We start from the raw sequence: 26,554 nt of genomic DNA, 5'->3' as shown, positions 1-26,554 counted from the left end.
TGTTGGTTCTGCATCGCATTTCTTTTGCCGACCGTCACCGAAAGGCCTCCCATGAGCAAACCTGATCCTCTCCCCGCCAAACGGCTCCGACGCACCAGCGCCCCTATCCCTGCGGCCTCCGCAGCGCCCGCCACCCCAGTCACCCCCTCCGGCAAACCGCAGCGCCACTTCGCCATCATCGGCGCAGGCATGGCGGGCATTGCCTGCGCCCGCACCCTGGTCCAGGCCGGCCACCGGGTGACGGTGTTCGAAAAATCCCATCAGGCCGGTGGCCGCACCGCCACCATCGACAGCCCCTTTGGCAACTTTGATGCCGGCGCCCAATATTTCACCGTGCGCGACCCGCGTTTTGCCCGCGCCATCGACACCGTGCCCGGCATCTGCAAGCGCTGGAGCGCCAATTCGGTCCAGGTGCTGGACGCTGCAGGCCGCGTAGCCGCCGTGGGCCTGCCCCACCGCGAGGCCCATTGGGTGGCCAGCCCGGGCATGCAATCGCTGGTCACCACCTGGGCTGACCCCCTGGTTCAGGCAGGCCAGCTCATCACCAACACCCGCGTCACCCGCATCGAACCCGACGCCGTGAACGCACCAGGCTGGCAATTGCGCACCGAAGGCGCAGGCGGCGAGCAACACGTGTACGCAGGCTTCGATGCCGTGCTGCTGGCCCAGCCCTCCGTGCCTGCGCAGGCACTGATTTCCGGCTCCGGACTCGACTCCCCACTGGCCGACGCCATGTCCAAGGTGGCCATTGCCCCCTGCTGGACCCTGATGCTGGCCTACCCCCAGGCCGTGCGCCCGGGCCTGACCACACTGGGCCCGCAATGGAACGCCGCGCGCAGCACCCACCACCGCATTGCCTGGCTGGCGCGCGAGTCGTCCAAGCCGGGGCGCAATGTGGTGGAGCGCTGGACGGTGCAGGCCAGCCCCGCCTGGTCGGCAGAACACCTCGAAGACGACGAAGCCCGCGTGCAGGCCAAGCTGCTCAAGGCATTTGCCGAGGTCACCGGCATCCGGGCCGAGCCCGCGCATGCCGACACCCGCCGCTGGCGCTATGCGCAGACCACCCACCCGCTAGGCAAGAGCCACCTGTGGGACGCCAAGGCCGGCCTGGGTGCGTGCGGAGACTGGTGCCTGGGGCACCGGCTGGAAGATGCCTTTGTGTCGGGCCTGGAACTGGCACTTGCCGTGGCATGACGCGAGGCGTGGGCGCAACGCCGCACGACAAGGACAGCCCCGCAGTACGCGTTGAAGGGCGCTATGTGGGGCGGTTTGCCCCCTCTCCCACGGGCCCGCTGCATGCGGGCTCTCTGGTGGCCGCGCTGGCCAGCTGGCTGGACGCACGCGCACACAACGGCCGGTGGCTGGTGCGCATGGAAGATGTGGACCAGCCCCGCTGCGTGCCGGGGGCTGACACCTTCATCCTGCAGCAGCTGGCCGCCTGTGGTCTGCACCCCGATGCCCCGCCCCAGTGGCAGTCTGCGCGCAGCGGGCTGTACCAGCATGCCCTGGACCAGCTGGTGGCGCAGGGCGATGCCTATCCCTGCGCCTGTTCACGCAAGGACGTCGAAGACGCCCATGCCGCGCAGGGCCATGCGCGTGAACGCCATGCCGCACTGCCCTATCCCGGGACCTGCCGCCATGGGCTGCATGGCCGCACAGGGCGCTCCTGGCGCTTCAATGTGACAGACTTCAAGCAAAAACAGCCGATAGCGCTAGTGGATCATGCCTGGGATGCTACATATTCAATAGCAGATGGGCTTCTGCAGTGGCACGACCGCCGCCTGGGCCGCCAGCAGCAACAGGTTGCGACCGCCGTGGGCGACTTTGTGCTGCGCCGCGCAGACGGACTGTGGGCCTATCAGCTGGCCGTGGTGGTGGACGACGCCGACCAGGGCATCACCGATGTGGTCCGGGGCGAGGACCTGACCGACAACACGCCCCGCCAGATCCTGCTGCAGCAGGCCCTGGGGGTGCCCACACCCCGCTATCTGCACACCCCCCTGGTGTGCGGTGACAACGGCGAAAAACTCTCCAAACAAAACGGCGCGCAGGCGCTGGAACTGGACAACCCTTTGGTGGCCCTGTCACACGCCGCGCTCGCCCTGGGCCTGCCCGCTGTGGCAAATCTGCACAACATTTGCATACCCGACGCACTGGCACAGTGGGTGGTGGCGTGGCGACGAAACTACAATGGCCCACCGTGACCGAATTGACCACAGCTTCCGCCCCCGCCAATGCTGCGCCTGCCGCAGCCGACGCCCCCACAGCGCCCGCCGTACAGGGCTCTGCCCCCGCCGGTGTGACCCACCCCAAAACCATCAAGAGCTTTGTGCGCCGCGCCGGCCGCACCACCACGGGCCAGGCCAAGGCCTTTGAGGACTTCGGCCCGCGTTTTGTGCTGCCCTACACCCCCGCCCCGCTGGACGCCACCGCCGCCTTTGGCCGCAGCGCCCCGCTGGTGCTGGAGATCGGCTTTGGCATGGGCGAGGCCACGGCCCATATCGCCCGCGTGCGGCCTGATGACAACTTCCTGTGCTGCGAGGTGCATGAGCCCGGCGTGGGTGCCCTGCTCAAGCGCATCGGCGAGCAAGAGCTGACCAACATCCGCATCCTGCAGCACGACGCTGTGGAGGTGATCGACCACATGCTGCCGCCCGGCGTTCTTGACGGTGTGCACATCTTCTTCCCCGACCCCTGGCACAAGAAAAAGCACAACAAGCGCCGCCTGATCCAGCCCCCGCTGGTGGCCAAGCTGGCTGCACGCCTCAAGCCCGGCGGCTACCTGCATTGCGCCACCGACTGGCAGCCCTACGCCGAGCAAATGCTGCAGGTGCTGAGCGCCGAACCGCTGCTGCAAAACACCGCAGACGGCTTTGCACCGCAACCCGACTACCGCCCGCTGACCAAATTCGAAAATCGTGGCCTGCGACTGGGCCATGGGGTGTGGGACGTGGTGTTTGTGCGCCGTAACTGACCCCACGACATGCCCCGATCGGCCCGCACCACACCGCCTATGAAACCCATCCTGCAAAACCTGGTGGAGATGACTGGCCACCGCGACCACTTGCGGCTGGAGGTATCGGTGCTGTCCACGCTGCAAAAGCTCAGCAGCATCATCGAGGTGCGGGCCCTGGAGCTGTTCACGGACGGTGGCGTGCCCCATGTGCGCCCCCGCACATGGGTGGACAGCGGCCAGCTCGTGTCCACCGACTCCGAAGCCGCCGCCGACCCCCGCCGCGAGCCGCTGGACCAATACCCCGCGCTGCGGGACTGCGTGGACAGCCATGGCGAAAGCGCGCTGGCCTCGCCCCGCCGGGGTCGCCATGTGCTGTGGCTGCCGGTGTGGATGCACGACAAGGTCAGCACCTGCCTGGAGATCACGCAGTCGCGCCCGTTCTCGGCCCACAAGCTCGACGTGCTCATGGGCGTGTTTCAGGTGTACCAGAACTACCAGAGCCTGCTCGACTACAGCGAGCGTGATGCGCTCACCGGCCTGTTCAACCGCAAGACTTTTGACGAGCAGTTCTCCCGCTACACCATGAGCGGGCTGGCCAGCCGGACGGGCGCCGTTACCGAGTCTTTTGCGGCCGAGGAAACCGCAGTGGCCAGCGACAACGAACCCGTGCAGCAATGGCTGGCGGTGGTGGACATCGACCACTTCAAGCAGGTCAACGACCGGTTCGGCCACCTGTATGGCGACGAGGTGCTGATCCTGATCGCCAACATCCTGCGCAGCTCTTTCCGCAGCCATGACCGCATCTTCCGCTTCGGCGGCGAGGAGTTTGTTGTGCTGCTGCGCTCCACCACACTGAGCACCGCCCACAAGGTGTTCAACCGCTTCCGGCTGGCCGTGCAGGAGTACCACTTCCCGCAGGTGGGCCAGGTCACGGTGAGCCTGGGCTTTGTGAGCACCACGCGCGGCTCGCCCGTAGAGATTCTGGGCCAGGCCGACCAGGCGCTTTACTACGCCAAGGAACATGGCCGCAACCAGGTTTGCTTCTATGACGATCTGGTGGCCAGCGGTCAACTGGCAACCAAGGTCGCCAACGACGACGTCGAGCTGTTCTGACCGGGCCGGGCCCCATGGGCATATGGTCTGCTGTCCGCTGTCCGCTGCGACAAGGCTGGCCCGCGCAAGAACGTTGCGTCCCATCGTCCACCGTAGGGCGTCTTTCCCCTCTCAGCCCAGCGACGCCAGAATGGCCTCCACATTGACCTCGTCGCGCTGCGCAGGTGTCAGAAAGCGCTCTGCGTAGTCGCGCCACACGCCGCTGGTCAGGAAGAAGCGGAACACCTCGGCATCGATGTGCCGCTCGCGCACCATGTGGGTCATGATCTTGAGCGACTCGGACAAGGTCTTGGGTGGTTTGTAGGGCCGATCGGCCGCAGTCAGCGCCTCAAAGATATCGGCCAGGGTCATCACCCGGTCGGCCAGCGTCAGCTCGGGCGCCTTCAGGCGCCGGGGGTAGCCGGTGCCGTCCAGCTTTTCATGGTGGGACCCGGCAATCGACGGCACGCGCGCCAGGTGCGGCGGAAACGGCAGACCGCTGAGCATGATGATGGTCTGCACGATGTGGTCGTTGATCTTGAAGCGGTCTTCGGCGGTGAGCGTACCCCGCTGGATGGACAGGTTGTGCAATTCGCCCAGGTGCGCCTCGTAGGGCGGCAACACCATGTCAAAGCCCCAGCGATTGGCGGGGTTGCCCGCCTCCACCGGCGGCTTGCGTGTGCCCCAGGGCACGATGTGCTCGGGCCGGTCGGCCAGCAGCGGCTCGTTGGCGGGCAAGGGGCGCACCGGCACGCTGGAAAGCCGCAGCATCTCGGCGGCCGACAGGCCCAGGCGGTCGTCAAAATGCCGTTGCCATATCTGGCGACCAACGGCCTTGAGGCGGGCAATGTCCGCCTCGGCCATGAATTCGCCCCCCACGTTGCAGCGCGCTACAAAGGCAAAGTCTTCCTGCAGTTGTTCGCGCCGCTGCAGCAGCTCACGCTGCAGGCGCACCGGGTCCACGCCGGACACATGCTGCTTCCAGTAGTCCAGCTCAGCGTCCCGCCACAACACCTCAAAGCGCATGCGCACCTCGTGAATGCGGTTGTAGAGCGTCTCCAGCTTGGTGGCCTTGTCGATGATGTGCTCGGGGCTGGTGACCTTGCCGCAGTCATGCAACCAGGCCCCCAGGCGGAATTCGTAGCGCTCGGCATCGGTCATGGCCACCTGGGCAAACGGACCGTCCTTGGCCGCACACATGCGGTCCATCAGCGCCTCGGCCAGCTCCGGCACGCGCTCGCAATGGCCACCGGTGTAGGGGCTCTTGGCGTCGATCGCGTCGGCCAGCAGGCGGATGACAGCATCGAGCAGCTTCTTCTGGCCTTCGATCAGGCTGCGCGTCTCGATGGCCACCGACAGCGTGCCGGACAACTTCTCGACAAACGCCCGGAAATGCGCGTCGTCCTGCGTCTGGTCCGCGATGTAGCGCAGCACCAGCAGGCCCAGGGGCTGCCCGTCACGGGTGCGCAGCTGCACGCGCAGCACGCGCCCGGGCTCGGTATCGTCATCGTCTTCGTGCTGGTCGCCGGGTTGGGGCTCGGTATGGTTGATGAAATGCACCATGGCCAGGTGCTCGGGGTAGCGCGACTGCTGCTCCGGGTCTTCGCAATGGCGGGCCGCGCGCAGCAAGCCGGTGCGTTGCGGGTCCACGAGGTACACCGCACCGCCGGTGCAACTGGTGGCGCGCACCAGCTCGTACAGCACGCTCGACAGCATCAGGTCGGTGCGCGACTCGGCGCTGATGTGGTGGGTGATGTGCAAGAACTCCTGGATGGTGTCGGACATGCGGTCCATCACCTGCCCCAGGTCGCGCACCTCGCGCACCGGCGACACCCGCCGTTCGGGCCGCCGGAAATCAAACCGCGCCAGCGCCCTGGCCTGCAACGCCAGCCCGAACAGACTGCGCCCCACGCGCCGGCCGGCCAGCCAGCCCAACGGCAGCATCAGGCCGATGAGCGACACCGACAGCCACACCTGCTGGCGCAGGTTGTTGTTCACCTCGGCCAGCAGCTCCTTGGTAGGAATCGCCATCAGGATCTGCAGCCCTTGCCAGCGCATCGATGCCAGCGGCAGCGAACGGCCCAGCCATTCCTCGCCGTCGGCCTGCAGGCGGCGTGAATCACCATCTTTCAGGCCCAGCGCCTGCAGCGCATGCAGGCTGGGCACGCCCAGATCGTCTAGGGCACGCAGCCGCAGGCCCGGCGTGTTGCCATCACGCAGTAGCACGCGCGACATGTCGGGATAGGCCAGCACGCGGCCGTCCTTGTCCACCACCGCGATCTCGGTGCGGGGCATCAGGCGCAGGCCACTGATCTCATGTCCCAGGTCGGTCAGGGCCACGTCCAGGCCAATCACCGCACGCCCGTCCTCGTTGGGCTGGCTCAGCGTGATGCCCACCTCCTGCGTGGTGAAGAACACATAGGGTGCCGTCAGGATCTGGGTGTTCTGCTCCAGCGCCTCGGCGTACCAGGGGCGGGTGCGGGGGTCGTAGCGATATTCAGGACGGACGGCCGAGTCGATCAGCCGCAGGTCCGCGTCGTAATAACTCCAGCGCCCCACCATGCCCGCCACGCCGCGCTCTCGCGCCATGGACTGCACCAGGTACGCCGTTTTGGGCGGTGCATCCAGCCGCACCCGCAAGGCCTCGTTGCGCACCGGTCGCACAAGCAAAAACTGTCCGTCCGGGTAGCCGATGAACACCGCCGACAGCAGCTGGTTCTGCTCCAGCAGCCGCGCCAGCACGGGCAGGCGCCGCAGCCGCGCTGGCAGGGTGGACGCCGAGGCCACCGGGTCGAACGCCAGCAGGCGGATGGTGGCATCGGCCGGGTCCACGATGCGGTGCACCCGTTCGGCAATGAGCTGGCTGATGCGCTGCGCACTCTCGTCCGACGCCGCAATGATGGCCTGGCGTGCGCTGGTGCTGACCTGGTACACCAGCAACGCTGTCAACAACAGCATGGCGGTGACCACCACGGTGGCGATCAGGACCTCAAAGGGGATGGTGATGCGACGCCACCATGGCAGGTGGCCGCCTTGGCCTACCGAAGCAGCGCCCGTACCGCGAAGCACAGCGGACGGCGGCGGGTCTTGGGGGCTGTCGCGCAGGGTGTCCATGCGCTGCACTTTAGGGTGAAAGCTGGCGTTCCGTCACCCTCTTTTTGGCAGCCATGGCTGCCACACCACAGCGGCGGGTGCCGCTGTGGTGACCGGTACATCAGCCCAGTTGCTGCGTGACCCAGCCTGTCACCGAAGCCAGTGCTGCGGGCAGCTTGGACGCATCCGTGCCGCCAGCCATGGCCATGTCGGGCTTGCCGCCGCCCTTGCCGCCGACTTGCTGGGCGACAAAGTTGACCAGTTCGCCCGCCTTGAGCTTGCCCACGCTGTCGACGGTGACGCCCGCGGCGATCTGCACCTTGTCGCCATCCACGGCGGCCAGCACGATGGCAGCGGTCTTGAGCTTGTCCTTGAGCTTGTCCATGGTGTCGCGCAGGGTCTTGGCGTCGGCACCCGGCAGCGCCGCAGCCAGCACTTTGAGGCCCTTCACCTCCACCGCCTGGTTCACCAGTTCGTCACCCTGGCTCGAGGCCAGCTTGCCCTTCAAGGCTGCCACTTCCTTTTCGAGCGCGCGGGCGTTGTCCAGCGCCTGGCTGATGCGGCCGTTGAGCTCGGCCACCGGCGCCTTGAGGGTGCTGGCGGCCTGATTCACGGTGTATTCCAGGTTCTGCAAGTACGCCAGTGCGTTGGCGCCGGTCACGGCCTCAATGCGGCGGATGCCGGCAGCCACACCACCCTCGCCCACCACCTTGAACAGGCCGATGTCCCCTGTGCGCTGCACGTGCGTGCCGCCGCACAGTTCGCGGCTGGTGCCGATGTCGAGCACGCGCACGGTTTCGCCGTACTTCTCGCCAAACAGCATCATGGCACCGGTCTTCTGGGCCGACTCGATGTCCATCACGCGCGCTTGCGTGGGCTGGTTGGCCAGGATTTCTTCGTTCACACGGCGTTCGATCTCGCGGACTTCAGCCGCCGTCACGGCGCCGTTGTGTGTGAAGTCGAAACGCGTGCGGTCAGCATTGACCAAGCTGCCCTTCTGCTGCACGTGGCTGCCCAGCACTTCGCGCAGGGCCTTGTGCATGATGTGCGTGACCGAGTGGTTGCGCATGGTGGCAGCGCGCACGGCGGTGTTCACCTGGGCCTGCACCGTGTCACCCACGTTCAGCGTGCCCTCTTCGAGCGTGCCGTGGTGGCCAAACACATCGGCCTTGATCTTGAGCGTATCGCCCACCGCAAAACGGGCCGAGCCGCTGGTGATGACGCCTTCGTCACCCACCTGGCCGCCGCTTTCGGCGTAGAACGGGGTCGTGTCCAGCACCACCACGCCGTTTTGGCCGGCTTTCAGTGCTGCAGCGCTAGTACCGTCTACATAGATTGCTACGATTTTTGCAGTCTCTGCGAGCTGTTCGTAGCCCGTGAACTGGTTGGCGGCACCGGTGTACTCCAGCGCCTTGTCCATCTTGAACTTGCCAGCAGCGCGGGCCTGGGCCTTCTGCTTTTCCATGGCGGTCTTGAAGCCTGCCTCGTCCACTTCCACGTCGCGCTCGCGGCACACGTCGTTGGTCAGATCGAGCGGGAAGCCATAGGTATCGTGCAGCTTGAACGCCACGTCGCCGGGCAGCACCTTGGCGCCGCCATCCAGGGCCGTGTCCAGAATTTCCATGCCGTTGGCCAGCGTTTCGAAGAAGCGCTCTTCTTCCACCTTGAGCACCTCGGTGATGCGCTGCTCCTGCTCGCGCAGGGATGGGTAGGCGTCACCCATCAGGCGCACCAGATCGGCCACCAGCTTGTGGAAGAACGGGGTCTTCTTGCCCAGCTTGTACCCGTGGCGGATGGCACGGCGCACGATGCGGCGCTGCACGTAGCCACGGCCTTCGTTGCTGGGGATCACACCATCGCTCACCAAAAACGCGGTGGCGCGGATGTGGTCAGCGATCACGCGCAGGCTCTTGTTGTTCAGGTCCGTCACGCCGGTCTCGCGCCCGGCGGCCTTGATGAGCGCGTCGAACAGGTCGATCTCGTAGTTGCTGTGCACGTGCTGCAGGATGGCAGCGAGGCGCTCCAGGCCCATGCCGGTGTCCACGCAAGGTGCGGGCAGCGGGGTCACGGCACCCGTCTCGTCCATGTTGAACTGCATGAACACGTTGTTCCAGATCTCGATGAAGCGGTCGCCGTCTTCATCGGGGCTGCCGGGAGGGCCACCCGCTATGTGCGGGCCGTGGTCATAGAAGATTTCGCTGCAGGGGCCACAGGGGCCGGTGTCAGCCATCATCCAGAAGTTGTCGGACTTGTAGCGGCCGCCCTTGTTGTCGCCGATGCGGATCACGCGCTCGGGTGGCAAGCCGATTTCCTTGGTCCAGATGTCGTAGGCCTCGTCGTCTTCCTGGTAGACCGTGGCCAGCAGGCGCTCTGGCGGCAGCTTGTAGACCTCGGTCAACAGCTCCCAGGCCCACTTGAGCGATTCGCGCTTGAAGTAGTCGCCAAACGACCAGTTGCCCAGCATTTCAAAGAAGGTGTGGTGGCGCGCGGTGTAGCCCACGTTTTCCAGGTCGTTGTGCTTGCCACCCGCACGCAGGCAGGCCTGAACCGACACCGCCCGGTTGTACGAGCGCTTGTCGGTGCCCAGGAACACGTCCTTGAACTGCACCATGCCCGAGTTGGTGAACATCAGCGTGGGGTCGTTGCCAGGCACCAGAGGGCTCGACGGCACCACGGTGTGGCCCTTGGAGACGAAGAAGTCCAGGAAGGACTTGCGGATGTCAGCGACAGAAAAAGTGGGAGTGCTCATGGTGTTGTGGAGTGGTTGCACGCAGCAGGCAGGCCGCAGGACCCGCGCCCGCGCGCTGCCTGTCGCTGCCCCTATGGGGACCAACCTTTCATTATAGGTTTGCAGGCTGGCGGTCCGTGGCGGGAGGGCGACAAGGCGAGGACAGACGCCTCCACTCCATGCGCCAACGGGTGCGGAAAAATCCGCTTGCGCGCTTTAAATATCTTGTTAATATATTAATAACTTCAACCCGACCACCGATCCAAGGAGTCCCTCGTGAACCCACAACCCCGCTGGCAAGGCATCTTCCCTGCCATCACCACCAAGTTCCACGCCGACGAGTCCATCGACGCCGAGGGCACAGCCCGCCACATCGACTTCCAGATCCGCAACGGCATCCACGGGCTGGTCACCTGCGGTTCTCTCGGCGAAGCCAGCACCCTCACGCTGGAGGAAAAGCTCCAGGTCGCCAAGATCGCCCTCGAAGCTGCTGACGGCCGCGTACCAGTGCTCGCCAACGTGTCCGAAACCAGCACCCGCGAAGCCCTGCGGTACATCGACGGCGGAAACAAGCTCGGCGTGGCCGGCTACATGGTCATGCCCTCGGTGATCTACGTGGCCGATGCCCGCGAGGCCATGGCCAATGTGCGCGCCATGGCGGGCGCCGCCCAGCGCCCCCTGATGGTCTACAACAACCCTGTGGCCTACCGCGTGGACCTGAAGCCCGAGCACATGGTGGAGCTGGCCGACTGCGAGTGGATCGCCGCCATCAAGGAAAGCACCGGCGACATCCGCCGCATCACCGACCTGCGCAACACCGTGGGTGACCGCTACCAGCTCTTCCTGGGCGTGGACGACCTGGCCTACGAAGGCCTGGCCCTGGGATGCGACGGCCTGCTGGCCGGCGTGGGCTGCGCCTTCCCGCGCGAAACCGTGGCGCTGTACGACCTGATGAAAGCGGGCAAATTTGCCGAGGCGCTGCCGCTCTACCAGTGGATGACGCCCATGCTGCACCTGGATGTGTCCAACAAGCTGGTGCAGAACCTCAAGCTCATCGATGCGCTGGTGGGTGTGGGCACCGAACACATGCGCCGCCCCCGCCTGCCCCTGGTGGGCGACGAACGCGCATTTGTCGAGAGTGTGGTGCGCAAGGCCCTGGCCACGCGCCCTACAAAATACCAGTCTGTCGCCTGAGACACTGAGCGCCCTACTCCACCACCACCACAGCACCATGCAACGCATCCACGTGATCGACTCCCACACGGGCGGCGAGCCGACCCGGCTTGTCATCGACGGTTTCCCGGACCTGGGCACCGGCACCATGGCCGAACGGCGTGCGCTGCTGGCCGAGCGCCACGATGCCTGGCGGGCAGCCACCGTGCTGGAGCCGCGTGGCAGCGACGTGGTGGTGGGGGCGCTGCTCTGCGCGCCGCAAGACCCGGCCAATGCAGCGGGCGTGATCTTCTTCAACAACAGCGGCTACCTGGGCATGTGTGGCCACGGCACCATCGGGCTGATCGCATCGCTCGCCTACCTGGGCCGCATCACCCCTGGCGAGCACCGCATCGAAACCCCGGTGGGCACCGTCACCACCACCCTGCACGCTGATGGTTCGGTCAGCGTGCGCAACGTGCCCGCCTACCGACTGCACCACCAGCTGGCGGTGGATGTGCCCGGCCATGGCCGCGTGGTGGGCGATGTGGCCTGGGGCGGCAACTGGTTCTTCCTGATCTCCGACCACGGCCAGCGTGTAGCCAGCGACAACCTGGAGGCGTTGATGGCCTACAGCTGCGCCGTGCAGCAAGCCCTCAAAGACCAGGGCATTCGGGGCGACAACGGCGGCGAGATAGACCACATCGAGCTGTTTGCCGAAGACGACCAGGCCGACAGCCGTAACTATGTGCTGTGTCCCGGCAAGGCCTATGACCGCTCGCCCTGCGGCACGGGTACCAGCGCCAAGGTGGCCTGCCTGGCGGCTGACGGCAAGCTCGCACCGGGCGCACTCTGGCGCCAGGCCAGCATCATCGGCAGCCAGTTCGAGGCCAGCTACACGCGGCAGGACGATGGCAAGGTCATCCCCACCTTGCGGGGCCGCGCGCACATGAGCGCCGACGCTACTTTGCTGATTGAAGACAAGGACCCCTTTGGCTGGGGCATCCGGCTTTAACCCGACCCTGCTGCACCCGCGCCCCATGCAACACACCGATGTCCTTGTGATTGGCGCTGGCATCGTGGGTGCCGCCTGCGCCCATGCGCTGGTGTTGGCCGGGCTGTCGGTACGTGTCATCGATGCGCGCCTCGGCGGTGCCACGGCGGCGGGCATGGGCCATCTGGTGGTGATGGATGACAACCCTGCCGAGCTGGCGCTGAGCCAGACGTCGCTGGACCTCTGGCACACCTGGGCACCCCACATGGATGCGGGCTGTGCGTTCACGCCCTGCGGCACGCTCTGGCTGGCCACCAACGATGCAGAGCTGCAGGCGGCCCATGACAAACGCAGCACCCTGCAAGCACACGGAATCGCCTGCGACATGCTCGACGCGGCCGCCCTGTCCCGCGCAGAACCCTCACTGCGCCCCGGTCTGGCGGGTGCGCTCAAGGTGCAGGGGGACAGCGTGGTCTACGCCCCGCGCGCAGCCCAGTGGCTGCTGGACCAGGCCGCAGCCCACGGACACCTTGTGTTGGAGCAGGCTGAAGCGATGCAGATCGACGGCCACACCGTCACACTGCGCGACGGAAGCCAGCGCAGCGCAGGCGCCATCGTGCTGGCCAGCGGCATCCACGCCCCGCAGCTGTGCCCCGGCCTGCCGCTGCGCCCCAAAAAGGGCCACCTCGTCATCACCGACCGCTACCCGGGCACCGTGCACCACCAACTGGTGGAGCTGGGCTACATCACCAGCGCGCACCACAGCGACGGTACCTCGGTGGCCTTCAACGTGCAGCCCCGGCCCACAGGGCAGTTGCTGATCGGCTCGTCGCGCGAGTTCGACACCACCGACCCCGCCGTCAACAACGCCGTGATGGCGCGCATGCTGCAACGGGCACTCGACTACCTGCCAGGCCTGGCCGACCTCAACGCCATCCGCACCTGGACCGGCTTTCGCGCCGCCACGCCTGACAGCCTGCCGCTGATTGGCGCGCACCCCGAACACCCGCACCTGTGGCTGGCCGTGGGCCATGAAGGGCTGGGGGTAACCACCGCCCCGGCCACCGCGCAGTTGCTGGCGGCCCAGATCGCAAAGGGCACGCCGGCGATCGACCCCACGCCCTATGCCCCTGCACGCTTTGCAGGCCTGAGCACACCATGACCGCATCCAGAACACCCGCCCTGGTGCACATCGTGGTGAATGGCACGCCCCTCCAGGTGCCCGCAGGGACCAGCGTCGCCGCCGCGCTGGCGCAGCAAACACCCGGCACCACACGCACCTCGGTCACCGGCGCGGCGCGGGCACCGCTGTGTGGCATGGGGGTGTGCCACGAATGCAGGGTCCGCATCCACGGCCGCACCCGCCTGGCGTGCCAGACGGTCTGCACCGAGGGCATGTCGATTCACACCGATGTCGGCACAGCACCCGGGAGCGCCACGTCATGAACCAGCCCGTGACCCCACCCATGACCGAGCAACACTCGGCGCACGAGCGCTGCGACATCCTCATCATCGGCGCTGGCCCTGCAGGTTTGGCGGCTGCCCTCGCTACCGCACCCAGCGGGGCAGCGATCACCATCGTGGACGACAACCCGCAGCCCGGCGGGCAAATCTGGCGCGATGGCCCCCAGGTGGTCTTGCCCGCCCTGGCGCAACAGCACCGCGCGGCGCTGGCCCGGCACACCAACATCCGCCTGCTGCCTGGCTCCCGCGTGGTGGGCCTGGGTGACCCGCAACCCGGCGACAAGGCCCCGGCCCTGCTGCTGGAAGACGCAGACCGGGGCTGGACGCAGCACAGCCACCGCATCATCCTGTGCACCGGAGCCCGCGAGCTGCTGCTGCCCTTCCCGGGCTGGACGTTGCCCGGTGTGACGGGTGCAGGCGCCTTGCAGGCCCTCATCAAGGCAGGGCTTGACGTGCGCGGCCAGCGCATCGTCATTGCAGGCACAGGCCCTCTGCTGCTGGCCGCTGCCGCCACCGCCAACAAAGCGGGTGCCACCGTGGTGCGCGTGGCGGAGCAGGCGCCGTGGAGCGCGCTCGCTGGCTTTGCAGCGCAACTGCCGCGCTGGCCTGCCAAGGCGTTGCAAGCCCTCACGCTGCTTCACCCGCAGTTGCGCGCCAGCAGCCATGTGCTGGAAGTCCAAGGCACCACGCAGGTGCAAACAGTGAGGCTGCGCAAAGGCCAACACGCCGAAGAAACCATGGCCTGCGACCGCGTGGCCTGCGGGTTCGGGCTGGTACCCAACACCTACCTGGGGCAGATGCTGGGCTGCGCACTGGGCGGGCCGTTGAGCGATGGCCAGGGCCTGGCTGTCGATGCACAGATGCGCACCAGCGTGCCCGGAGTGTTCGCCGCGGGTGAAGCCACCGGCTTTGGCGGCAGCGAACGTGCACTGGTTCAGGGCGCGATGGCAGGCCATGCTGCGGCGGGACAGGTGCAACAGGCCCAGGCGCTGCGCCCCCAGCTGGCGCGCTGGGAGGGCTTTGCGCAGGCGTTACAGGCTTCTTTTCCACTGAACGAAGCACTCAAAACCCTGGCGCAGCCCGGCACCCTGGTGTGCCGCTGCGAAGACGTGCCCTACGCTGCACTGGCCGATCGCGACGGCTGGATCGACGCCAAGCTCCACACCCGCTGCGGCATGGGCGCGTGCCAGGGCCGCATTTGCGGCGCTGCCGCACAGCACCTGTTTGGCTGGACGCCTGCGCCCCCACGGCATCTGCTGGCGCCCACACGCATTGGCACGCTGGCCGCCCGCACGCCCGCGCCCACCACCAGTGCTCAGCGCGAGCCCGCAGCTCCCTCGGGCTGACAGGCGCGCAGCCGTTTTCCCCGTCTCTCCTTTCAGGGCTTACCCCACCCAGCAGGCATCCATCTTGCTTTTAAATATATTTGTTAGATATTAAAAAGCACAAGGCTTTTCTTTCATTGCCGCGCCCTCCTCCCCAGGAACCCCATCATGCCCACACCCAACCGTCCACCCGCCCCGCACTCTCCGGCGCCGCACGCTCCCGTCCGCTGGGTGCTGGCGTTGTCCACGCAGGTTCTGCGCATGGAGCGGCATCTGCTCACCGCCCTCATGACGTTGCTGGTGCTGCTGATCCTGCTCAACGTGGTCACGCGCTACACCGGCATGCCCATCTACTGGGTGGACGAGGCGGCGGTCTACACGGTGGTCTGGCTGACCTTTGTGGGTGCCTCGGTCATGACGCGGCTGCGCATGGACTTTGCGGTGACCATGCTCACCGACCACCTCGGCGCGCGGGGCGCCAAGGCATTCAAGGTAGTGGCCACGTCCGGCGTGCTGCTGTTTGGCCTGGCCATGCTGGTGATGTGCTGGGTGTGGATGGACCCCATCGGCATTGCGCGCTACGGCTTTGACGCCAAGGAGTTTGCCGCCGAGAGCTTCAACTTCATCTACACCGAGCGCACCCAGACGCTGAACTGGCCCACCTGGGTGCTGCAACTCATCCTGCCGATCTTCTCGGCCACCTTCAGCGTGCATGCACTGGCCAACCTGTTCGAAGACATGGGCGCCGCAGAGCGTGTGCAGCACGCGGGCTTCGACGTAGTCAACGCCGACGCCGTGAACTGAACGCCCCTGCGCCCGCAAAACCCACCAGAGCCCGACCATGATCACCACCCTGTTCTTCCTCGCCGCCTTGATGGTGGGTGTGCCCATCGGCGTGTGCCTGTGCCTGTCGGGCGCGGTGTACATCCTCAGCATCGGCAGCCCGGTGCTGTTCCAGTCGTTCCCCATGCAGATGTTCGGCGGGGTGGACAGCTATGGCCTCATCGCCATCCCGCTGTTCATCCTGATCGGCGAGATCATGAACAGCGGCGGCATCACGCGGCGGCTGGTGGACCTGTCCATGGCCTTCATCGGCTCCGTCAAAGGGGGGCTGGCCTACGTGAACATCCTGGCCAACATGCTGGTGTCATCCATCATCGGCTCGGCCACCGCGCAGGTGGCCATCATGTCGCAGGTCATGGTGCCCGAGATGGAAAAGCAGGGCTACGACAAGACCTTTGCGGCCGGCCTCACGGTGTACGGCGGCATGCTGGGGCCCATCATCCCGCCCTCGGTGATGTTTGTGGTCTACAGCGTGCTGGCCCAGGTGGCCGTGGGCGACATGCTGATTGCCGGCATCCTGCCCGGCGTGCTGCTCACCGTGCTGTTCTTTGTCGTGATCGCGCTCATGGGCTTTGTCTACAACTACCCGCGCAGCGAAAAGCGCACGCTGGCCCAGCGCGCGCGCACCGTGGTGCAGGCCAGCCCCACGCTGCTGATCCCCATCATCATCGTGGGCTCCATCCTGAGTGACCTGGCCAACCCCACCGAATCGGCCGCCGTTGGCGCGCTGGCCTCGGCCCTGGTGGGTCGCTATGTGACCAAGGAGTTCCGGTTCAGCGCCATGCCCGCCATCCTGCTGCGCTCGGCCATTTACTCCGCCATCGTGCTGTTTTTGGTGGCGGCAGCGGCCGTGTTCTCGTGGTTGCTGATCTACGGCAAGGTGCCTCAGATGGTGGCCGCCTGGGTGCAGACCGTGGCGCACGACCCGGTCACCTTCTTGCTGCTCACCAACGTCATCCTGTTGGTCATCGGCACGGTGATCGACGGCATCCCCGGTCTCATCATGACCGCCCCCATCCTGCTGCCGATTGCCACCGAGGTCTATCACATCGACCCGCGCCATTTTGGTGTGGTGATCGTCGTCAACCTGGTGCTGGGGCTGATGACCCCACCCGTGGGCCTGAGCTTTTTTGTCGCGTCAGCCGTCACCGGGGCCAAGCCCGGAAAGATGTTCATCGTCACGCTGCCGTTCTTCATCATCAGCTGCGTGGCGCTGGTGATGTTGTCGCTGTTCCCCAGCCTGTCGCTCGGTTTGCTCAAGTAGACCGCCGCCCAGCAAATCCCCCGTCCCCTCCCAAAGTTCTTTCACACGGAGTTCACCATGACGACCCAGCCCGCCCGCACCCCCGCTGTCACCCGCCGCCATTTCATCCAGCGCCACGCCGTGGCCGCTGCCACCGTCACGGGGCTGGGCTTTACGGCCCTGGTGCGTGCCGCCGACGCCAAGGAGTTTCGCCTGGGCCTGATCACGCCCGCAGGCCACTCATGGAACCGCGCTGCCGTGCAGTTTGGCGAGGCGCTGAAGAAGGAAACCGATGGCCGCCTGAGCGTCACGGTCTTCCACTCGGGCCAGCTGGGCAACGAGGCGGCGATGATGCAGCAGCTGCAGTCCGGCGCGCTCGACATGGGCTGGATCCAAGCCGCCGAGCTGGGCTCGCGCGTGGCCAGCATCGCGGCCATCAATGCGCCTTACTTGGTGCGATCCACCCCCGCCGTAGCCAAACTGGTCAAGCACCCCGCCGCCACCAAGCTGCTGGAGGCGCTGCCGCGCGAGACGGGCACCATTGGCCTGGGCTGGGGCATCACCGGCATGCGCGCGGTGTTTTCCACCAAGGACATCACCGTGCCCACCGACATCAAGGGCATGAAGCTGCGCATCAACCCCACGCCCGTGTACCGCGACTTCTACCAAATGCTCGGCGCCGCCCCCACGCCCATCCCCACGCCCCAGGTGTTTGACGCGATGAGCAACGGCCAGGTGGATGGGCTGGAGGCGGACATCGAGTTCTCCTGGAACCAGCGCTTCGACAAGGTGGCCAAGGCCCTGCTGCAGATGAACGCCCTGTTCATGCCGTTCGCGCCGCTGGTCTCCGGCCGCATCTGGCAAGGGCTGGATGCCAAGGACAAGGACATCATCCGCAAGCTGGTGGCCCAGTCGCTGGATGCGCAGATCAATGACATCGTGACCACCGAGGCCGGGCTGATCGAGAAGTTCAAGGGCACGTCCATCGCCTTCAAGACGGCATCGTCGTTCAACCCCGACGGCATCATCCAGGAGTTCGACAAGCTGTGGCTGCCCAAGGCGCCGCAGATTGCCGAGCTGCGCAAGGCGGGCGCAAGCCTCTGACAGTCCGCAAGGTTCACCAGGGCCGCATCCCATAAGATGCGGCCTCCCGCAACGTCCTTCACGCCCGATGACACTCCGCCGCCCCTCCCCCCAGCAAGACCCCGCGCCCAAGCGGCGCGCGGCGGACGTGGCCTACGACGCCATCGAGACCATGATCTCCACGCTGCAGCTGCAGCCCGGCAGCCCCGTGGTGGAGGCCGAGATCGCCGAGAGCACGGGCCTGGGCCGCACTCCGGTGCGCGAGGCGCTGCTGCGCATGGTGTCCATCGGGCTGATCGTGCAGCAGCCCCGGCGCGGGCTGCTGGTGTCGCACATCGATCTGGCCGACCACCTGGACGTGATCCAGACCCGCCGCGTGCTGGAGCGCCTGCTGGCCTCCAACGCCGCACGCCGCGCTACCGCGCCGCAGCGCCAGGCCATCGTGCGGTGTGCGGAAAACATGGTGCAGGCCGCAGCGCGCGGCCACCTCGACGACTACATGCTGGCCGACCATGAGCTGGACCTCGTCACCCACCAGGCCAGCCAGAACCACTCGGCCGTCAAATGCGTGCAACCGCTCATCGTGCAGTGCCGCCGCTTCTGGTACGCCTACCAGCACGAAGGCGAGGTGTCAGAGGGTGCCCGCGCGCACATGCAACTGGCGCAGGGCATTGCCAGTGGCGACGAGGCCCAGGCCGTGGCGGGCGCGGAGCAGCTGATGGAGTACCTGGAGCGCTTCGCGCGGCACATCATCGACCGCTAGGGACCCTCTGCACGAATCTCGCTGGCCAAGTGAGCGCAGCGGATCGGGAGGGGTTGCAAGGCGCAAAACGCAGCAATAGCCGTAGCTATTGCGAGTATTTGCAACGCAGCAGACCGCCCGAGCCCGCTGATGCACACGACGCGGTGATTCGTGCAGAGGGTCCCTATGGACCAGCCCCCCGGGCCACGGGCAGTTGCGTCAATCACTATCTATTTGATAGCAATCCAGGCATATTGCACTAGCGCATCCGCCCCAAAACGCTTCAAACCGCGTACTCAGGCCAGGGAACTGCCCTGTTCCGCCACCTGCTGGCCCATCTCGATGCGCTGCTCCAGAAAGCGCCACATCCGCTCGTCCTGGCTGAACGCCACGTTAAACCGCAGCCAGCCCGTAGGCCGGGGCTCCACCAGAAACAGCTGACCCGGCCCGAGCATGATGCCCGCACCGGTGGCCTCTTTCGACAGCTCGGCACTGTCGGGCAGGTCGGGGTGCCGGGCCCACAGGTACATGCCCGCCTCGGGCTCATGGAAGAGCTCGAACCCCAGGTTCAGCAAGCGCCGCCCCACCGTGCGGTGCGCCTCAGCCAGGCGCTCGCGCAGGGACTTGAGGTGCTTGCGCCAACGCCCATCCGTCACCACACCAAACGTGATGCGCTCGGTGATCTCTGACGAGGTCAGGCCCGAGATCATCTTGAGCTGCACCAGCTCGTCGAGCAGGTCGCGCCGCGCCGCCAGAAAGCCGGTGCGCAGGTTGGGCGAAATCGTCTTGGAGAAGCTGCCCAGGTAGATCACGCGGTTGAGCTGGTCCAGGCTGGCCAGCGAGGGGCGCACGCCAGGGTCCATGTCGGCGTAGATGTCGTTCTCCACCAGCATGAAGTTGTGCTGCTCGGCCAATTGCAGCAGCCGGTGCAGGTGCGCCACCGATGCCACCGAGCAGGTGGGGCTTTGCAGGCGCGGCTGCGTGAAGAACACCGTGGGCTGGCGCTCGGCCAGCAGAGCCTCCAGTGCGGGCAGGTCGTAGCCGGTGGCGGTGCGCGGCACACCCACCACTTGCGCTCCCGCAAAGCGCAACATGAACAGCAGGTTGGGATAGCCGGGGTCGTCCACCAGCACCACATCGCCAGGCTTGACGAGACGACGCGCCACCAGGTCCAGCGCTTGGCTGGAGCCCTGCGTGAGCAGCACCTGGTCGGCGTCCACCGCCAGATGGTGTTCGGCCAGCGACTCGGCCACCACCATGCGCAGCGCCATGTGGCCGTGCGGCAGGCCATAGCCGTCCAGTTCGGGCCCGTCGGACGACAGCTGGCGCATGCTGCGTTTGACCGCATCGCCAAACAGCCAGTCGTGCGGCAGCCAGCCACAGCCCGGTTTCATGGGCAGGTTGCGGTTTTCAAAAATTTGTTTGAGGTACCAGCGCGCATCAAAACGGGGCACGGCCCGCTCGGGCGCACCAGTGCCGGGCGCAGCGCCCTCGTCGCCCCGCCGCTTCACAAAAAAGCCCGCATTGGCCCGCGACACCAGCCAGCCCTGCGCCACCAGGCGGTCGTAGGCCTCGACCACGGTGAACACGCTCACGCCGTGCGCAGCGGCAAAAGCGCGGATGGACGGGAGTTTGCTGCCGGGTTTGAGCACCTGCCCGGCGATGAGCCCCCGCAGACCATCGACGATCTGGCTGACCAGAGGTGTCTGGAGGTCGGGGCTGAGAGTGAGCATCAGGGGAGCAAAAAAGGGGGCGAATTGTGCACTGGGTTGGCGCACACCAAATCAGGGATTGCCTGTACAGGATTCTAGACCTGCACAGTGCGCGCCAAACAGCGCTGCGCTGTACATGGACGGGCCGTGGCGTGGATTCCAGAATTCGCCCCATTCCTGGTTTTCATTCCCTTTTTTGTCCTTCACAGCCACCGCCCACACCATGCAGCAAGACCGCCATTTCACCAACGCCGCCCTCCTCACCCGCCGCCACGCCGCCGTGGCCCGGGGCGTGGGCCAGGCCCATGAACTCTTCATCCACAAGGCCCGCAACGCCGAGCTGTGGGATGTGGAGGGCCGCCGCTTTATCGACTTTGCCGGTGGCATCGCGGTGCTCAACACCGGCCACCTGCACGCTGGCGTGATCGCCGCCGTCAAGGCCCAGCTGGACTTGTACACCCACACCTGCTTTCAGGTGGTGGCGTACGAACCGTACGTGGAAGTGTGTGAGCGCCTGAACACGCTGGCCCCCGGCGCGTTTGCCAAAAAGAGCTTGCTGCTCACCACCGGCGCCGAGGCTGTGGAAAACGCCATCAAGATCGCCCGCGCCTACACCAAGCGCCCTGGCGTGATCGCCTTCACGGGCGGCTACCACGGCCGCACCAACCTCACGCTGGGCCTCACCGGCAAGGTCGTTCCGTACAAGGTGGGTTTTGGTCCGTTCCCGGGTGAGACCTACCACGCGCTGTTCCCCAACGCACTGCATGGCGTGAGCGTGGAGCAGGCCCTGCATTCGGTGGAGCTGATCTTCAAGAACGACATCGAGCCCGAGCGCGTGGCCGCCTTCATCGTCGAGCCCGTGCAGGGCGAAGGCGGCTTCTATGTGGCCCCGCCCGAGTTCATCACCGGCCTCAAGGCCCTCGCAGACCGGTACGGCATCCTGCTGATTGCCGACGAAGTGCAGACCGGCGCGGGCCGCACGGGCACGTGGTTCGCCTGCGAACAATGGCCGGTGGCCCCCGACCTCATCACCACCGCCAAGTCGCTGGCGGGCGGCTTCCCCCTGTCGGGCGTGGTGGGCCGCGCTGACGTCATCGACGCGCCTGCAGCTGGCGGCCTGGGCGGCACCTATGCGGGCAGCCCGGTGGCCTGCGCGGCAGCCCTGGCGGTGATCGATGCGTTCGAGCAGGAAAACCTGCTGGCCCGCAGCCAGGACATGGGCGCGCTGCTGGTCAGTGCCCTGAAAGCAATGGCCGCCAAAGTACCCGCCATCGGCGACGTGCGCGGCCTGGGTGCCATGGTGGCGATCGAGCTGTTTGAAAACGGCGATATACACCGCCCCGACGCCGCACTGACCAAAAAGGTCGTGGCCGAAGCCGCGCGGCGCGGGCTCATCCTGCTGTCCTGCGGCACCTACGGCAACGTGATCCGCATCCTGGTGCCCCTGACGGCATCGGACGAACTGCTGCACGAAGGCCTGGCCATCCTGGCCGACAGCTTCGCGGCTGTGGGCTGAATCCCTTCTCCCTTGATTGCCCCCACCACCATGAACCACGCAGAACCCCTGGTCCGCTTCAGCGGCGTGCAAAAAACCTACGACGGCGAACAGCTTGTGGTGCGTGCGCTGGACCTGGACATCCAGCGCGGCGAGTTCCTGAGCCTGCTGGGGCCTTCGGGCTCTGGCAAGACCACCACGCTGATGATGCTGGCCGGCTTCGAGTCGCCCACCGCGGGCGACATCCTGCTCGATGGCAAGCAGATCACGCGCACGCCGCCACACAAGCGCAACTTTGGCATGGTGTTCCAGAACTACGCGCTGTTCCCCCACCTCACCGTGGGGCAGAACGTGGCTTACCCGCTCACCGTGCGCAAGGTGCCCAAGGCCGAGCAGGCCGAACGCGTGAAGAAGGCGCTGGACATGGTCCGCCTGTCGGGCATGGCCGACCGCCTGCCCGCACGCCTGTCGGGCGGCCAACAGCAGCGCGTGGCGCTGGCCCGCGCCCTGGTGTTCAACCCCCAGCTGGTGCTGATGGACGAGCCCCTGGGCGCGCTGGACAAACAGCTGCGCGAGCACATGCAGATCGAGCTGAAAGAGCTGCACCGCCAGCTGGGTGTGACCTTTGTGTACGTGACCCATGACCAGGGCGAAGCCCTGACCATGAGCGACCGCGTGGCGGTGTTCAACGAAGGTGTCATTCAGCAGTTGGCCGATGTGGAGTCACTGTACGAGACCCCGTCCAACCGCTTTGTGGCGGGTTTTGTGGGCGACAGCACGGTCATCACCGGTACGCTGCAAGGCAGTGGTACGGCGTGGGCTCTGCAGTTGCCTGACGGCCAGCGCCTGCCCGGCCTCAATGTGAACCACCTGGCACCCGGCGCCCCGGCCGAGGCCTGCATCCGCCCCGAGCGCATTGCGCTGCATGCCGCCAGCGCCACGCCCCAGGCCCCCGCCCTGCGCGCCACGGTGGCACGTGCCATCTATTACGGCGACCACCTGCGCCTGATGTGCGACATCGGCGCCGGCCAGGCGCAAGCCACCGTCAAGCTGCCGCTGACCCGCGCCGACGCCAACCCGCACCCCGAACCTGGCGATGCGGTGCTGCTGGAGTTCCCCACGGAGTCCGTGCGCATCTACGCCCCGCCCACCGTTCACTGAACCGTATTTTTTTGTTCCCCGTCCCCTTCCCTCAACCCCTAGGAAACCGCACCATGAAAAACAAGAGCCTGATCGCCTGCGCTGCCCTGTCTGCCTGCCTGGCCCTGCCCAGCCTGGCGCAGCAGCAACTCACCGTCGTCAACTTCGGCGGTGCCAACGCCAATGCACAAAAGAAGGCCTTCTACGAGCCCTACGAAAAGGCTGGCAACAAGATCGTGGCCGTGGAGTACAACGGCGAGCAGGCCAAGGTCAAGGCCATGGTCGAGGCCAAGAAGGTGACCTGGGACGTGGTCGAGGTCGAATCGCCCGACGCCGCGCGCGGCTGCGATGAAGGCCTGTACGAAAAGCTGGACTACAGCAAGATCGTGCCCAAGGCCGACCTGCTGCCCGCTGCGGTGAACGAGTGCGCTGTGGGCATCTTCGTGTGGTCCACCGTCATGGCCTACAACGGCGACAAGCTCAAGACCCCACCCACCAGCTGGGCTGACTTCTGGGACACCAAGAAGATCCCGGGCAAGCGCGGCATGCGCAAAGGCGCGCGCTACAACCTCGAATTTGCGCTGCTGGCCGACGGCGTGAAGCCCGCCGACGTGTACAAGGTGCTGGCCACCAAGGACGGCGCCGACCGCGCGTTCAAGAAGCTGACCGAACTCAAGCCCAACATCCAGTGGTGGGAGGCCGGTGCCCAGGCGCCGCAGTTCCTGGTCGCAGGCGATGTGACCCTGACCACGGTGTTCAACGGCCGCATCGACGCCGCCAACCGCGAAGGCCGCAACCTCAAGATCTACTGGCCCGGCGGCATCTACGACCTGGACTACTGGGCCATCCCCAAGGGCACACCCAACAAGGATGCTGCTGTGAAGTTCATCGCCTTCACGATGCAGACCCCACAGCAAGCCGCCTATGCACAGAACATTGCCTATGGCCCGGCCAACACCAAGGCCCTGGCGTCGCTGGACAAGAAGGTGCTGGACGACCTGCCCACCTCGGCCACCAACGCCAAGGAGGCCCTGCAGTTCAGCGTGGGCTTCTGGGCCGACCAGGGCGAGGCGCTGGAAAAGCGCTTTGCCGCCTGGGCCACGCAGTAAGCCTGCGCCCGCCCGCCTGAGCCATGAGCCCACACCAGCAGCAGACAGAGCCCACCACCATGCAAGCCCACTCCGGCGTGATCGCCATGAACGCCCCTGATATGGCCCCGCACCGCGCACAGGACAGCCACGCCCCCGGCGCGCTGCGCAAAGCCCTGGCCCGCGCCGAAGTGCGGCGCAAATGGCGGGCGTTCAGCCTCACGCTGCCCTTGCTGGTGTTCCTGCTGCTCACGCTGCTGGTGCCCATTGCCGCGCTGCTGCAGCGCGCGGTGGAGAACCCCGAAGTGGCCAACGCACTGCCCGGCACCATGCGTGCCCTGGACGGCTGGGACCGGCGCGACGCACCACCTGCGGCGGCCTACGCCGCGCTGGTGGGCGATCTCGCCCGCCTGCCCGACCGTTCGGACGCAGGCGCCCTCGCGCGCCGGCTCAACTCCGAGGTGCCGGGCGCACGCTCCATGGTGATGGGGGCCTACCGCGACATGCCTTTTGAAGGTTCTGCCGACGCCATCAGGGAGCGCCTGCTGGGCGCCGACCCCCGCTGGGGCGAGGCACCGTTCTGGCGCACCATCGCCAAGAACGGCGCCCGCTGGACGCCCGACTACCTGCTTGCATCGGTGGACCTGCAGCGCGATGCACTGGGCCAGGTCGAGCGCATGCCCGAGGAGCAGCGCGCCTTCGGCGGCATCCTGCTGCGCACGTTCCACATCAGCCTGGTGGTCACACTGGTGTGCCTGCTGGTGGGCTACCCGCTGGCCTGGTGGCTCGCCTCATTGCCTGCGCGTTCGGCCAACGTGCTGATGATCCTGGTGCTGGTGCCTTTCTGGACCTCGATCCTGGTGCGTGTGGCCGCTTGGATCGTGCTGCTGCAATCCGAAGGCCTGGTCAACCGGGGCCTGATGGGCCTGGGCCTGATCGAACAGCCGCTGGCGCTGCTGTTCAACCGCACGGGCGTGGTGATTGCCATGGTGCACATCCTGCTGCCGTTCATGATCCTGCCGCTGTACAGCGTGATGAAAAGCGTGCCTCCCACCTACCTGCGTGCGGCGGTGTCGCTGGGCAGCTCGCCCATTGCCGCGTTCTTTCGGGTGTATGTGCCGCAAACCTACCCCGGCATTGGCGCGGGTGCGCTGCTGGTGTTCATCCTGGCCATTGGCTACTACGTCACGCCCGCGCTGCTGGGCGGGGCCGATGACCAGATGCTGAGCTACTACATCGCCCGCTACACCAATGTGGAAGTGAACTGGGGCATGGCCTGCGCGCTGGGTGCCCTGCTGCTGGCAGCCACGCTGCTGCTGTATGGCGTGTACCGCCGCATTGGCAAAGCCGAATTGAGTCTGGGCTGATCACTCCCTCCAAAGCTGAAAGTCGCTGACCATGTTTCGCCTGCCCCAATTCCCCCTGTACGCCACGTTGGCCGACAAGCTCGGCTGGTGGGCCGTGCGCGCACTGTGCGTGTCCGTGCTGGTGTTCCTGCTGGCCCCCATCCTGGTGATGGTGCCGCTGTCATTCTCCGAAAGCTCGTTCCTCGCCTACCCCATCCACGGCTGGTCGCTCAAGTGGTACCGCAACCTGTTCGAGTCGGCCGAATGGGCCCGTGCCACGCGCAACAGCTTTATCGTGGCGCCCGCAGCCACGCTGATTGCCACTGTGCTCGGCACCCTGGCCGCCGTGGGCCTGTCGCGGGCGGACTTCCGGTTCAAGGGACTGCTCATGGCCATCCTGATTGCCCCCATGGTGGTGCCCATCATCGTGGTGGGCGTGGCCACCTACCTGTACTTCGCGCCGCTGGGCCTGGCCGACAGCTACTTCGGTCTCATCATCGTGCACGCAGCCCTGGGCGCACCTTTTGTGCTGACCACCGTGCTGGCCACGCTGGCGGGCTTCAACCACAACCTGGTGCGCGCCTCGCTGAGCCTGGGTGAGACACCGCTCAACACTTTCTTCCGCGTGACGCTGCCGGTGATTGCGCCGGGCGTGATCTCCGGCGCCCTGTTTGCATTTGCCACCTCCTTTGACGAAGTGGTGGTCACCCTTTTCCTGGCCGGGGCCGACCAGTCCACGCTGCCGCGCCAGATGTTCAACGGCATCCGCGAGAACATTTCGCCCACCATTGCCGCCGTGGCCACACTGCTCATCCTCTTCACCACCAGCCTCTTGCTGGCGCTGGAGTGGCTGCGGGGCCGACGCACATGATGGCGCAAGCCGTGTTCACCAGTGCACGCATCCCGACCCATGCCGCTGTTGCCGGTGCCACTTTGGCGACGCATTGCGCAGCCCCGCCCATGCTAGCCTTTGGCTAGATGTACGCGGGTCGTTGGCTACCCGCTCTGCTCCCCTTCTCTTTTCTGCTCGCCCTCTGTTTCGTCACCTCTCCCGGAAG

21 protein-coding genes are annotated in these 26,554 nt (G+C 66.3%); 18 read left to right on the top strand and 3 right to left on the bottom strand.

Annotation, left to right across the window (positions count from 1 at the left end):
• Nucleotides 1-189 precede the first annotated feature (189 nt).
• The 4 genes from ACTJKQ_RS03150 to ACTJKQ_RS03135 are packed head-to-tail and all read left to right on the top strand — an operon-like array spanning nt 190 to nt 4,069.
• Entirely contained in the window at nt 190-1,194 is a 1,005-nt protein-coding gene (locus tag ACTJKQ_RS03150; protein ID WP_436076053.1) for an NAD(P)/FAD-dependent oxidoreductase, read from the top strand.
• Complete coding sequence (gene gluQRS / locus ACTJKQ_RS03145; RefSeq protein ID WP_440595969.1) at nt 1,191-2,204, top strand: tRNA glutamyl-Q(34) synthetase GluQRS; 1,014 nt, start codon at nt 1,191-1,193, stop codon at nt 2,202-2,204. Before ACTJKQ_RS03150 ends, gluQRS begins: the two co-directional genes overlap by 4 nt.
• The gene (gene trmB, locus ACTJKQ_RS03140) at nt 2,201-2,974 is read left to right on the top strand and encodes a tRNA (guanosine(46)-N7)-methyltransferase TrmB (RefSeq protein WP_440595968.1); all 774 of its coding nucleotides are present in this window, start codon (nt 2,201-2,203) and stop codon (nt 2,972-2,974) included. The genes gluQRS and trmB overlap by 4 nt, the downstream gene beginning before the upstream one ends.
• Before the next feature lie 39 nt (nt 2,975-3,013).
• Nucleotides 3,014-4,069 (top strand): GGDEF domain-containing protein, encoded by a 1,056-nt coding sequence (locus ACTJKQ_RS03135; protein WP_056063179.1) that lies wholly within the window; start codon nt 3,014-3,016, stop codon nt 4,067-4,069.
• A 111-nt stretch (nt 4,070-4,180) separates the two neighbouring features.
• Here ACTJKQ_RS03135 and ACTJKQ_RS03130 read toward each other — a convergent pair whose 3' ends face one another.
• Both ACTJKQ_RS03130 and alaS read right to left on the bottom strand, forming a co-directional pair.
• Nucleotides 4,181-7,162, bottom strand: a complete 2,982-nt coding sequence (locus ACTJKQ_RS03130) for an HD domain-containing phosphohydrolase (RefSeq protein WP_440595967.1) — start codon at nt 7,160-7,162, stop codon at nt 4,181-4,183.
• Between the two features lie 100 nt (nt 7,163-7,262).
• Complete coding sequence (gene alaS, locus ACTJKQ_RS03125; protein ID WP_440595966.1) at nt 7,263-9,890, bottom strand: alanine--tRNA ligase; 2,628 nt, start codon at nt 9,888-9,890, stop codon at nt 7,263-7,265.
• A 255-nt stretch (nt 9,891-10,145) separates the two neighbouring features.
• Between alaS and ACTJKQ_RS03120 the strand changes: the two genes are divergently transcribed.
• The 9 genes from ACTJKQ_RS03120 (at nt 10,146) to ACTJKQ_RS03080 (ending at nt 18,736) form a co-directional block, all read left to right on the top strand.
• Nucleotides 10,146-11,063: a dihydrodipicolinate synthase family protein gene (locus ACTJKQ_RS03120; protein ID WP_055398099.1), complete on the top strand. Its 918-nt coding sequence runs from the start codon at nt 10,146-10,148 to the stop codon at nt 11,061-11,063.
• A gap of 37 nt (nt 11,064-11,100) precedes the next feature.
• Nucleotides 11,101-12,036, top strand: coding sequence for a 4-hydroxyproline epimerase (locus tag ACTJKQ_RS03115; RefSeq protein WP_440595965.1), 936 nt, complete (start codon nt 11,101-11,103; stop codon nt 12,034-12,036).
• A gap of 25 nt (nt 12,037-12,061) precedes the next feature.
• The gene (locus tag ACTJKQ_RS03110) at nt 12,062-13,177 is read left to right on the top strand and encodes an NAD(P)/FAD-dependent oxidoreductase (protein ID WP_440595964.1); all 1,116 of its coding nucleotides are present in this window, start codon (nt 12,062-12,064) and stop codon (nt 13,175-13,177) included.
• Between the two features lie 23 nt (nt 13,178-13,200).
• Nucleotides 13,201-13,461, top strand: coding sequence for a 2Fe-2S iron-sulfur cluster-binding protein (locus tag ACTJKQ_RS03105; protein WP_440596154.1), 261 nt, complete (start codon nt 13,201-13,203; stop codon nt 13,459-13,461).
• The gene (locus ACTJKQ_RS03100) at nt 13,458-14,825 is read left to right on the top strand and encodes an FAD-dependent oxidoreductase (RefSeq protein WP_440595963.1); all 1,368 of its coding nucleotides are present in this window, start codon (nt 13,458-13,460) and stop codon (nt 14,823-14,825) included. The genes ACTJKQ_RS03105 and ACTJKQ_RS03100 overlap by 4 nt, the downstream gene beginning before the upstream one ends.
• A gap of 147 nt (nt 14,826-14,972) precedes the next feature.
• The gene (locus tag ACTJKQ_RS03095) at nt 14,973-15,608 is read left to right on the top strand and encodes a TRAP transporter small permease (RefSeq protein WP_440595962.1); all 636 of its coding nucleotides are present in this window, start codon (nt 14,973-14,975) and stop codon (nt 15,606-15,608) included.
• Between the two features lie 37 nt (nt 15,609-15,645).
• Nucleotides 15,646-16,911 (top strand): TRAP transporter large permease, encoded by a 1,266-nt coding sequence (locus tag ACTJKQ_RS03090; RefSeq protein ID WP_440595961.1) that lies wholly within the window; start codon nt 15,646-15,648, stop codon nt 16,909-16,911.
• Nucleotides 16,912-16,968: 57 nt separating this feature from the next.
• Complete coding sequence (locus ACTJKQ_RS03085) at nt 16,969-17,994, top strand: TRAP transporter substrate-binding protein (protein WP_440595960.1); 1,026 nt, start codon at nt 16,969-16,971, stop codon at nt 17,992-17,994.
• A 67-nt stretch (nt 17,995-18,061) separates the two neighbouring features.
• Nucleotides 18,062-18,736, top strand: coding sequence for a GntR family transcriptional regulator (locus tag ACTJKQ_RS03080; protein ID WP_440595959.1), 675 nt, complete (start codon nt 18,062-18,064; stop codon nt 18,734-18,736).
• Between the two features lie 275 nt (nt 18,737-19,011).
• Here ACTJKQ_RS03080 and ACTJKQ_RS03075 read toward each other — a convergent pair whose 3' ends face one another.
• Entirely contained in the window at nt 19,012-20,448 is a 1,437-nt protein-coding gene (locus ACTJKQ_RS03075) for an aminotransferase-like domain-containing protein (protein ID WP_056065047.1), read from the bottom strand.
• A gap of 202 nt (nt 20,449-20,650) precedes the next feature.
• Between ACTJKQ_RS03075 and gabT the strand changes: the two genes are divergently transcribed.
• From gabT to ACTJKQ_RS03050, 5 genes are all read left to right on the top strand, one after another.
• On the top strand, nt 20,651-21,943 hold the full coding sequence (gabT, locus tag ACTJKQ_RS03070) for a 4-aminobutyrate--2-oxoglutarate transaminase (protein ID WP_440595958.1): 1,293 nt from the start codon (nt 20,651-20,653) through the stop codon (nt 21,941-21,943).
• A gap of 30 nt (nt 21,944-21,973) precedes the next feature.
• The gene (locus ACTJKQ_RS03065) at nt 21,974-23,083 is read left to right on the top strand and encodes an ABC transporter ATP-binding protein (RefSeq protein ID WP_056065049.1); all 1,110 of its coding nucleotides are present in this window, start codon (nt 21,974-21,976) and stop codon (nt 23,081-23,083) included.
• 53 nt (nt 23,084-23,136) lie between these two features.
• Nucleotides 23,137-24,171, top strand: a complete 1,035-nt coding sequence (locus ACTJKQ_RS03060; protein WP_056063211.1) for an ABC transporter substrate-binding protein — start codon at nt 23,137-23,139, stop codon at nt 24,169-24,171.
• 101 nt (nt 24,172-24,272) lie between these two features.
• The gene (locus tag ACTJKQ_RS03055; protein ID WP_440596153.1) at nt 24,273-25,517 is read left to right on the top strand and encodes an ABC transporter permease; all 1,245 of its coding nucleotides are present in this window, start codon (nt 24,273-24,275) and stop codon (nt 25,515-25,517) included.
• 31 nt (nt 25,518-25,548) lie between these two features.
• Nucleotides 25,549-26,367 carry an ABC transporter permease gene (locus ACTJKQ_RS03050; RefSeq protein ID WP_440595957.1) on the top strand — a complete coding sequence of 273 codons (819 nt, stop codon included), beginning with the start codon at nt 25,549-25,551 and terminating at the stop codon, nt 26,365-26,367.
• Nucleotides 26,368-26,554 lie beyond the last annotated feature (187 nt).

This window comes from Acidovorax sp. 22279, from assembly GCF_052045435.1.
Taxonomy (GTDB): domain Bacteria; phylum Pseudomonadota; class Gammaproteobacteria; order Burkholderiales; family Burkholderiaceae_C; genus Acidovorax; species Acidovorax delafieldii.
This window is presented reverse-complemented; position numbering and strand designations above follow the sequence as displayed.